The 8,439-nt window shown below is 57.8% G+C and carries 12 protein-coding genes and 2 pseudogenes; 8 read left to right on the forward strand and 6 right to left on the reverse strand.

All coding sequences use genetic code 11. The annotated features are described in order from the left end of the window. Positions 1-46: 46 nt before the first annotated feature. Both NWI01_RS09045 and NWI01_RS18845 read right to left on the reverse strand, forming a co-directional pair. Positions 47-502: a diguanylate cyclase gene (locus NWI01_RS09045; protein ID WP_307723459.1), complete on the reverse strand. Its 456-nt coding sequence runs from the start codon at positions 500-502 to the stop codon at positions 47-49. A 1,224-nt stretch (positions 503-1,726) separates the two neighbouring features. Continuing rightward, on the reverse strand, positions 1,727-1,882 hold the full coding sequence (locus NWI01_RS18845; protein ID WP_181410419.1) for a hypothetical protein: 156 nt from the start codon (positions 1,880-1,882) through the stop codon (positions 1,727-1,729). A gap of 259 nt (positions 1,883-2,141) precedes the next feature. Here NWI01_RS18845 and NWI01_RS09055 point away from each other — a divergent pair, with 259 nt between their 5' ends. Together NWI01_RS09055 and NWI01_RS09060 are read left to right on the forward strand one after the other, a co-directional pair. Beyond that, complete coding sequence (locus NWI01_RS09055) at positions 2,142-2,405, forward strand: hypothetical protein (protein WP_141383533.1); 264 nt, start codon at positions 2,142-2,144, stop codon at positions 2,403-2,405. An 88-nt stretch (positions 2,406-2,493) separates the two neighbouring features. Then, positions 2,494-2,832 carry a hypothetical protein gene (locus NWI01_RS09060; RefSeq protein ID WP_141383534.1) on the forward strand — a complete coding sequence of 113 codons (339 nt, stop codon included), beginning with the start codon at positions 2,494-2,496 and terminating at the stop codon, positions 2,830-2,832. A 42-nt stretch (positions 2,833-2,874) separates the two neighbouring features. On the opposite strand, the gene NWI01_RS09065 is transcribed toward NWI01_RS09060, so the two are convergent. Then, positions 2,875-3,723: a glucose 1-dehydrogenase gene (locus NWI01_RS09065; protein ID WP_141383535.1), complete on the reverse strand. Its 849-nt coding sequence runs from the start codon at positions 3,721-3,723 to the stop codon at positions 2,875-2,877. 394 nt (positions 3,724-4,117) lie between these two features. Here NWI01_RS09065 and NWI01_RS09070 point away from each other — a divergent pair, with 394 nt between their 5' ends. Further along, positions 4,118-4,303 carry a hypothetical protein gene (locus NWI01_RS09070; RefSeq protein WP_141383536.1) on the forward strand — a complete coding sequence of 62 codons (186 nt, stop codon included), beginning with the start codon at positions 4,118-4,120 and terminating at the stop codon, positions 4,301-4,303. An 11-nt stretch (positions 4,304-4,314) separates the two neighbouring features. On the opposite strand, the pseudogene NWI01_RS09075 reads toward NWI01_RS09070, so the two are convergent. Then, a pseudogene (locus NWI01_RS09075) lies at positions 4,315-4,562 on the reverse strand (low affinity iron permease family protein); the annotation flags it as partial. Between the two features lie 301 nt (positions 4,563-4,863). Here NWI01_RS09075 and NWI01_RS09080 point away from each other — a divergent pair. The 3 genes from NWI01_RS09080 to NWI01_RS19610 are packed head-to-tail and all read left to right on the forward strand — an operon-like array spanning position 4,864 to position 6,241. After that, positions 4,864-5,457 (forward strand): phosphatase PAP2 family protein, encoded by a 594-nt coding sequence (locus NWI01_RS09080; protein ID WP_307723460.1) that lies wholly within the window; start codon positions 4,864-4,866, stop codon positions 5,455-5,457. After that, a complete protein-coding gene (locus NWI01_RS09085) occupies positions 5,454-5,795 on the forward strand; it encodes a DUF3147 family protein (protein WP_141383537.1) in 342 nt (113 codons plus the stop codon). The genes NWI01_RS09080 and NWI01_RS09085 overlap by 4 nt, the downstream gene beginning before the upstream one ends. Positions 5,796-5,797: 2 nt before the next feature. Next, entirely contained in the window at positions 5,798-6,241 is a 444-nt protein-coding gene (locus tag NWI01_RS19610; protein WP_141383538.1) for a hypothetical protein, read from the forward strand. Positions 6,242-6,252: 11 nt separating this feature from the next. Here NWI01_RS19610 and NWI01_RS19615 read toward each other — a convergent pair. After that, positions 6,253-6,562, reverse strand: a pseudogene (locus tag NWI01_RS19615) (ATP-dependent DNA ligase); the annotation flags it as partial. A 165-nt stretch (positions 6,563-6,727) separates the two neighbouring features. After that, positions 6,728-7,315, reverse strand: a complete 588-nt coding sequence (locus NWI01_RS09100; protein ID WP_141383539.1) for a cupin domain-containing protein — start codon at positions 7,313-7,315, stop codon at positions 6,728-6,730. A 448-nt stretch (positions 7,316-7,763) separates the two neighbouring features. On the opposite strand from NWI01_RS09100, the gene NWI01_RS09105 reads away from it, so the two are divergent. Next, on the forward strand, positions 7,764-7,922 hold the full coding sequence (locus tag NWI01_RS09105; RefSeq protein WP_141383540.1) for a DUF3489 domain-containing protein: 159 nt from the start codon (positions 7,764-7,766) through the stop codon (positions 7,920-7,922). Continuing rightward, positions 7,919-8,416 carry a DUF2924 domain-containing protein gene (locus NWI01_RS09110; protein WP_141383541.1) on the forward strand — a complete coding sequence of 166 codons (498 nt, stop codon included), beginning with the start codon at positions 7,919-7,921 and terminating at the stop codon, positions 8,414-8,416. Before NWI01_RS09105 ends, NWI01_RS09110 begins: the two co-directional genes overlap by 4 nt. Positions 8,417-8,439 lie beyond the last annotated feature (23 nt).

Raw genomic sequence — 8,439 nt, forward strand, 5'->3', positions numbered from 1 at the left:
CAAAACTCTTCCAAATAGGGAAGCAATTCGAATGGCAGGACCATGCTCAGAATGGTGGTGACATAAAGGATCGGTAGCGGTCGGGCTTCCAGCTTACGTCAGTACGCAACGTTTCCGATCCCGCGCCGAACACCGCCAGGAACTGTTGCCAGTGTAGCGACACTACGCTGACGATCGCCATCAAGGGTATTATCTCGAGAAAGCTATGGATATGCTGTTCGATAGGCGTGACCGTACGAAATGTCGTCGCATAACTCACATCCCACAGTGCCGTTGCCTCGTGAACGAAGAACATCACAATCATAAAGGCGATAATCAGACCGTTGATGTCCAAGAACATGGCGGCAAGCAGCGGGAACCCAACTTCCGCGAACATCAGAAGATGGAGCATTGACTCTTTTGCACCGCTTGTCGTTTCGATGTGACTCGCGCGGTGACAGAGCCAGTCAGCAAAGCCTGCCACCAGCCAAAGCGGCAAGATAAAATACATCAGAATGATCACCGTCAGATCGTTTAGCAACACATTCTACACCGAGGTCCTTTCCGATACGGTCCTGACAACCAAGTCCGAAATCGAGCATACGTTCCTGGCCGATCGGACGGAAGGAAGGCCGACAGGCGGAAGTAGGGCGTTAAAGCCCGGTGATTGCTGAGCGAGACGATCTCCCGCACCCCAGAGGTGACTAAGCCATGAGAAATTTGATCGCCCGAAGTATTCTTCAACGTTAGAACTCCACTGGTGTTCAAACGGTGGAGGTGCGGCAATGGCCGAGCGTCATGGTTTGAAGCAACTTACTTTTCTGGCTCGCCTTGCAGCCTGGGCCGACCAGGTTCGGGAGCAGGCAGAGGCGATGGCGCCAGGGCCTGAGTGAGATGCACTCTTCAAGAAGATCGCACAGGCCGATGAAGCTACTGAAATTTACAACTGGATCAACTCGCCGGAGCTTCAACCGCCGAAATGATTCAGGACCGCTGCTTCGCGCTATCGCCGATACCTTTACGCACGATCGATAGGCAACTTCTCGGATTGAGATCGCCGGGCCGCTGCTGCGCACAGCGCATCCGGCAATGTCTAGTGCGGCTGTAAGCGTCAGCCCTGTAACGCGCTTGGCAGTGCGCGCGGCAAGGATACCTATCGGTACGGCACCGCCGCAGCAGATGGGCCAACCCACAAAACGCTCCGTTTGCGGTACAATCGATAATCATGGCGTCGGCGCTAACCGGGAAAAGGTCCCCGTAGTCTCACGTGCGTCGAATGCGACCCGTTTCGATATGAGAAAGTAATGGGTTGGCTGGCCGGCGATTTGCGTCGAGATCTGCCGAAGACATGGATCTTTGGAGTGCGTACCACCGGCTGCTAACAGACGCCTCAGTCGTGCGGAAAACCTTAGCGATCACGGAGACAGGCTTTCCGCATTTCTTCATATGGGAGAGCTTCCGGTCATCATCGGTCGTCCATTGTCTTGCCATGGCTGAGACGCCTACCGTTTAAAACTAGGACGCCCGATATCTCAGGAGCGTCGCACGCGTTACCTAGGGCTGGAGGGGCTGGACGAACCTGTTCCCGCTTGGCCCGGTGAACGTGTGGATCCCGATCCCTGTTCAACCAGCGGCTGACCGAGTCGTCCAGGTGCGCTGTCGGTCGAAGTGCCAGGAGTATTGGTGCTTCCCATACCACCGGTGCTCATACCGCCGGCGCCTGCGCCGCCAGTGCCGGCGCCACCAGTCATGCCGCCTGTACCGGCCGATCCTCCACCCGTGCCAGTATTCCCGCCGGCACCGCTACCACCAGCACCGCCTGCTCCAGCACTTCCGCTGCCGGCGCCACCTGCCCCACCGCCACCTCCGCCGGCCTGCGCAAACGAAACTTGAGCGGTACCAAGAGCCAGCGTGCATGCCAGCGCCGTCATTACGGTTATCTTTTTCATGGTTCTCTCCCTGACTGCGATTTCGCGCGAGTCAAAATCCTGCGGCCGGCTCCGTTCCAAAATTCCTTGTCATCAGTTGCAGTCCGTCGACTGTCCGATCTGGCTATTGGGTGCGCCCTCGATCACCAAGTTGGCGGCAATCTTGCAAAGTCATCATCAAGGCCCGGGTGGACCGGCGATTTGTATCAAACCAATGCAGCTAGGAGTACTCCAATGGCACAACGCTTTGTTTCTGGAACGGATGGTGTGGTCGATGCGGCGCAGGTAGAGTCGTTGATCGGCGATCTTGATAGGACACTTCGACAGTTGGATTTGGAGATACGGGCGGAGGAAGAACGAAGCAAGTCGTTCGATCCAAACAGCATTGCTTACCCGCCGCTGGCGCGATCGCTACGTATTCGGCGCGACAATCTCACAGCAACCATTGCCACGCTCGAACTGAAAGCTGGTTCACCCGCTCTCCAGACCGCCGCGTGATGATTGGAGGATGCTTTCTCGGTTCCATTTAAGATTCGTAAATATCAATGTTTTCTAAATGTATCGATTCAAATCATCGGCTGTTGTCATGGCCTCGCCCGCGTACAACCAAAAGAAAATGGGGATCGGCACGATGCAGCAATATTCGATTCACAAGACGGAAAGCCTGGGCGGCTTCGACATGCGAAATCGGCGGAGATTGCCGCTGAGTTTCGCCTCGCAGCAATGCCGATGTGCTCGCAAAGGTGCTTCTGGATTCAAGCTCATGTTGGACATTGATAGGGTACTGGGCGAGAAGCTCGATCTCCAAATACCTCGAAAACGGCGACCGGTTCATGATCAGATATTGAAGATAATCGATGAGGCTGGCGCTGTCGGAGCCGCCGAGCGAATACCGTGGGGCTTTCGTCTCAGAGTCGTGGAGTAACGTCACGCCTCGATGCGATCTTCCGTCGAAGTCGGCACTGCTTTATAGCAGCGGCTTTCCGCCCGTGACCGGATAGATTCCCCCATTCATGTAGCTGCCCTCATCGGACGCGAGCAGGACAAAGATGCCGGCGAGCTCACTGGGCTGGCCGACACGGCCAAGAGGCGTGTCCTCGCCGAAGTTCTTCACTTTCTCAGGCGGCATGGTCGAGGGAATCAAGGGCGTCCAGATCGGACCGGGCGCTACCGCGTTGACCCTGATACCCTTGTTACCCAACATCTGAGCCAGGCCCGCTGTAAAGTTGGAGACTGCGCCCTTGGTCGCGGCATAGGCCAGCAGTATCGGGTTGGGCTTGTCTGACTGAATCGAGGTCGTGTTGATGATCGATGACCCCAGCCCCATGTGAGGCACCGCAGCTTTTGCCAGGTGGAACATTGCCGCGATGTTAGTCCTGAAGGTGCGATCCCACTCCTCTTCGGAGATCTCATCCAACGACTCGTAGGTGCGCTGGAACGCCGCGTTATTGACGAGAATGTCGATGCGTCCGAACTCGGCCACCGCCCGATCGATGATGGCCCTGCAGTGGGCTGCCTCGCTGATGTCGCCGGACACCAGCACGCAGCGGCGCCCCGCAGCTTCGACATGGCGCGCCGTCTCCCTGGCATCTGCGTCCTCTTGCTCGTTGAGGTAGCTGATAAGGATGTCCGCGCCCTCCCTCGCATATGCGATAGCCACGGCCCGGCCGATGCCGCTGTCGCCTCCTGTGATTACAGCCACCCGCCCGGTGAGCTTGTCGCAGCCGCAATAGCTCTCCTCGCCGTGATCGGCCTGGGGGGTCATTTCGGCCTCAGTACCCGGCGGCGCTATTTGATCTTGATCAGCTTGGCTCATTCGACGCTCCTCTACGGAACGCAACAAGCGCGGCCCTCGCCGGAGGTTCCAATTTCTCGGCAGATCGCGATAGAGCGCAGCGCCTTCCAACGGACCGGACAGTGCATGAAGGCTCAACACAAGGCGGCGGCCGAAGTTGCCCCCCTGCTGATCAGGCTACGATTTAACGAGGTCACGGACGACGGCTCCGATCATCAGCTGTTCGGTGTCACCTGAATCTTCATCGCCCGAAATCTCTTCGACAATGAGCGCGCACCTGCAGGCTGCGAGCGTCGTAGCTGACGCGGCAGCGATCCGCTTTTTGCATTGCGATTCAGAAAATCCCTCCGAAGCATTCTTAAAAGTGTAATCTACCCCCGTGTACACAGACGTCCCTCACCGATGAAGCGAGCACATGAAAGACACTAGGGAATGGGCAGAAAAGCTGCGGACAGAAGCTGAGGAATGCAGGCTCATCAGCAAACTCGCCACGAATTTGGAGAAGCGCGAAACGTTTGCTCGCCTTGCTGAAACGATTGATCGTCAAGCCGCCGAACTGGAAGGACTTATCGCTTCAGGTAATCTGCCCGAGCCAAAGTAGAATTTTTACACTCAATCTGTGGCTCGGTCGGCGGCCTGACCGGCCTTCTTGCCGGTCAATTGGACGGCCTTTTCGCTGACTTTTCAACCTTGGCCAGACGCTCGCACCTGCTTCGAATATCGTCGAGCTCCTCGTCGGTCAGATGCTCAATCCCGACGAATGAGTTGCGCGCGGTGCTCACGCGGATCAGCTCATCCAATTTGGCCTGTATGGCGGCGCCATCTCGGTTCTGAGAGTTTTGGATCAAAAACACCATCAAGGGTGAGGCTTGAGAGGCCACGCCATGAAGTCCTCCTCGATCTTGCTCATTCTGAAAACTCGCTATGCGCCTCAGATGGAACGGCGGAATGAGGCGCCGGAGGATGACAACGGCGCAAGTCCTCGGACGCTTCAATGCATCCGGTCGAGGAACGTTCCATTACCGACTACTTCGAACGATTGGTTGATCCAATCGGCTTCCCTCTTCCGCGTTGAGGCCGATGCTCCGGGACAAAGGCCTTGACCGGAACTAATTTATGCGATGGCGAATTGGCGGTTATTCGTTGACACGACGGATCGCCATGATGGCTCTATTTCGCGTGAAACCCGCCTCGATCGACGAGGGTCTTGCGAACGAGATCGCTTCAGGGGCGAGTCCGGTACCGGAAGAAGTTGCAGGCGGGTTGAGTTGGGGTGCTGACGAACATCTATTGCTGGGTTGCGCGGCGGCGGCATGGATCGCCCTGACAATCAGCCGCTCGCCACTTCGTCCTGCAAGCAGCCACTTGCTCCTGGTCGCGGCGGCGAGTGCGGCACTCCCGCACGGATTGAAGCTCGTTTTCGATCAGGTTCGTCCTGATCGAAAGACGTTGAGAGGTCATCTTCATGGCATCCCGTTGTCCGGGGATAGGCTTGATGCATTTCCGTCGGGTCATGCGGTTCACATGGGCGCGCTTGCTTCCGTCGCCTCAGTGCTCCCCCCACGATATAAGCTACCGATCTGGGGCGTCGCCGTCGGGCTGTCCGCGACGAGGGTCGCGATTCTTGCTCATTGGCTCTCTGACGTTGTCGTCGGTTTCACGATCGGCGCCGTTCTGGAGCGCGCGGCTCGTCGCTTCACCGGCTACCCGGATGCATACTTCCGTCGTGTTCTTTCGCGGGGGCGGAAGCGATGACCGAGTATATGGTGCGCTTTATCGTTGGCGGCCTCTTAATCTCGCTGTTCGCCATCATCGGAGACGTTGTTCGGCCCAAGAGCTTTGCGGGACTGTTCGGCGCCGCTCCATCCGTCGCGCTTGCCACGCTTGGCATCGCCTGGGCTCAATACGGCTCCCTGTATGCCGGCGTTCAGGCAAGCTCAATGGTTCTCGGAGGCATCGCCTTGCTCTGCTACAGCATCGCTGTTTGCCAGATCTTAATGCGTACCCGCGCCGGTGCCCTGACAGCGACACTGGCCTCGCTTCCGGTTTGGCTGGTCGTCGCCCTCGGATTGCATGCGGTCATTCGGGGATAGTGATGCAGATTCAGCTCTCGACATCATCGCTTTCCGATGGACGTTGGTACGAGTATCTCATCCGCTTCGCGCTGGGCGGAGCCGCCACTGTGCTCACCGGACTTATCAGCTCCGCGTTTGGCGCCTCAATTGGAGGCCTCTTCCTAGCACTTCCGGTGATTTTCTGCGCCAGCGCCACGCTGATCGAGCGGCATGAAATTCGTCGCAAGCGGAACGCGGGAGGCCGCGGAGAGTGCCGGGGCCGGAAAGCTGCTGCACTGGATGCCGCAGGCGCTGCGCTCGGCAGTGTGGCGATGGTGACTTTTGCCGTGGTTTTCCTAGCCGTCTCGCCTTATGGCGCGGTGCCCGCGTTTCTATGTTCGGCGATTGTGTGGATCCTGACCGCGGTCAGCTTATGGTACGCGAGATGGGGATTGAAATCTTTGGTGCGACGGCTCGGTTCATGATCCGGGGTGAGCTATGGGATGATGACGGCCATCAGCCGAAGGTCGATCTTTTGGTTGAGCTGTTCGAAGGTACATTGACGCGGCTTCTTGTCGGGCCGCCACCTCAAGATCGATGCACCGTGCCGAAAGCGTCCGCCGGTGAAGTGATCATAGAGATTTCAACCACATATTTCGGCTTAGGGGCTGCCATTCCGACGAACGCATTGTTGACCATCGGATCGGGCCGCCTGGGGCATTTCCCGTAAAGCTCCGATCAGTTGCGACGGCCTCGAGCTTATCGGTAAGGGCAGGCTTATCCTTTGCTTTAATAACGGACGAATATGCACAGCGCACGCGCTTCATCCCGAATGCGATGACGAATCATTTCCAGAGCCGTCATTGGCCGCGACCGCAAGCAGCTTCTGACGCAGCGCGATCGACGCGTGCGCCGATCGACATGAGGCGCGAATGCGGGGCAGGTGGGGAAGCAACTAGAGACGAAGCCGCCTACCAGAGTGGCTGGTAGCTTCCATAAAGTGGATGCTGTTTGGGCACGCCTACCCGGCCGATGGCCTTGATCGCCTGGTCTCGCTCCTGAAAGCTACCGCGGCATTCATCGTAAGTGCCCGTCGGCGGATAGGCGCCGACCACCAGGAACGTTGCACTTGCCTTCAAACATTCATGGCCGACGCCGGCGGGAACCACGATAACATCGCCGGCGCCAACCTTCACCGTCTTGCCCTTGTTGCCACCAAGCTGCAGCGTGCCGGAGCCGCGAGCGATCCCAAGCACCTCGTGGATCATCGAGTGATAGTGGACGTAATCATAAATCCCGTTGCGCCAGGCCTCGCCCCAGCCGTTGACGTCGAACACATTCTCCAGGACAGCGGCCGGATCGTGCTTGCGACCGAACTGAAGGGCTTTCCGGTAGTGAAGCAGCGGAAACTTGGGGTTGTTCGGGATATAGCCATCGTCGCGGAACTTCATCTGAGAGGGACGGACTTTCCGCACGCAGGCGAGCGCTTCCTCCCGGCTCGGAAGGCCAATGCCGGTCGCCTTCTTGGCCAACCGCTTGACAGGTTCGATAATGTTCATGCCGTTGCTCAACGCGCAAAACGACGCAGAGTTGCGCGTGCAGAAGATGACCATTTATTCTTGAGACGACACGACTTCCTGGAAAAACTGGCGACAGCCGCTGACATCTGAGCTTTGCCCAGTGCGACATTTAGCTTTGCTGCTCCGCTTATCGTCGTCTTTCCGAGGTAATGGCCCACACCGTCGTTTATGCTTCGATCGATGGATATCGGACACTCGATCAACTGCTTTTACCAAGTTGACGACCCCACTGCTCAAGACTAATCTCGCACTTGCTCACACATGAATCGCCGGACCGAGCTGGGCGATTCTTGGCTACGCAGGAATAGCGTCGGTAGAGCAGCGAGGTTGGCCATTCATGGAATAATGGCCTTAGCTGAATAGCTGGACAGGCTCTGGGAGCCATTCTCTCTGAAATTCTTAACGGCCCGGTTGGACAACAAAGAGCGTGGGGCCATCTGAGATCACCGAGGCGACCGATTGGCAGCCGCACTCGGTGCGCGGCTTTCTGTCCGGCGTTGTCAAGAAGAAGCTCAAACTCAGGATCGAGTCACGGAAGGACGGCCGTAATCGGACCTATCGCATCAAGGCTCAGACCTCGTCATGATCCGGCCGGTACGCCCTGTCGGTAGCGATCGGATTGTCGAAGCCGAACTGGCAAAACTTCCATTGATGCCGATTGTGAACTTAAGACTACGATATCGCGAGCTATTCCGGTCCGATCCGCCCAAGGCGTTCGGCCCTGACTTACTCCGACGAAGCATCGCGCAACGGATTCAGGAGCGCGCCTATGGCGGGCTCTCCAAGGACAGCAGCCGGTTGTTGAGGCAATTGGTCAAGGCAGTGAGAGGCAAACCGAACGGCAAACTGGAGTTGCCCCGCAGGATCAAGGCCGGTTCAGAACTGGTGCGGACCTGGCGGGGCACGACCTTTCGGGTGAAAGTCGTGGCGGATGGTTTTGCGTTTGAAGGCCAGACCTACGCCAGCCTGTCCGAGATCGCCACGAAGATTGCGGGCACCAGATGGAATGGTCCCCGTTTCTTTGGATTGCGGTCGTCGACGGCGCCATCGGGTTCGGAGGATATGTCGGATGGCCAGTGACCGCCGTGGCGTCCTGCGCTGCG

This window comes from Nitrobacter winogradskyi (assembly GCF_006539545.1).
GTDB lineage: Bacteria > Pseudomonadota > Alphaproteobacteria > Rhizobiales > Xanthobacteraceae > Nitrobacter > Nitrobacter winogradskyi_A.

What these genes read in the sequence shown, in the direction of transcription:
- NWI01_RS09060 (WP_141383534.1), top strand. Translation starts at nt 2,494, where the DNA reads ATGGCCTCGCCCGCGTACAACCAAAAGAAAATGGGGATCGGCACGATG.
- NWI01_RS09055 (WP_141383533.1), top strand. Translation starts at nt 2,142, where the DNA reads ATGGCACAACGCTTTGTTTCTGGAACGGATGGTGTGGTCGATGCGGCG.
- NWI01_RS09070 (WP_141383536.1), top strand. Translation starts at nt 4,118, where the DNA reads ATGAAAGACACTAGGGAATGGGCAGAAAAGCTGCGGACAGAAGCTGAG.
- NWI01_RS09110 (WP_141383541.1), top strand. Translation starts at nt 7,919, where the DNA reads ATGATCCGGCCGGTACGCCCTGTCGGTAGCGATCGGATTGTCGAAGCC.
- NWI01_RS09100 (WP_141383539.1), bottom strand. Translation starts at nt 7,315, where the DNA reads ATGAACATTATCGAACCTGTCAAGCGGTTGGCCAAGAAGGCGACCGGC.
- NWI01_RS09080 (WP_307723460.1), top strand. Translation starts at nt 4,864, where the DNA reads ATGATGGCTCTATTTCGCGTGAAACCCGCCTCGATCGACGAGGGTCTT.
- NWI01_RS09065 (WP_141383535.1), bottom strand. Translation starts at nt 3,723, where the DNA reads ATGAGCCAAGCTGATCAAGATCAAATAGCGCCGCCGGGTACTGAGGCC.
- NWI01_RS19610 (WP_141383538.1), top strand. Translation starts at nt 5,798, where the DNA reads ATGCAGATTCAGCTCTCGACATCATCGCTTTCCGATGGACGTTGGTAC.
- NWI01_RS09085 (WP_141383537.1), top strand. Translation starts at nt 5,454, where the DNA reads ATGACCGAGTATATGGTGCGCTTTATCGTTGGCGGCCTCTTAATCTCG.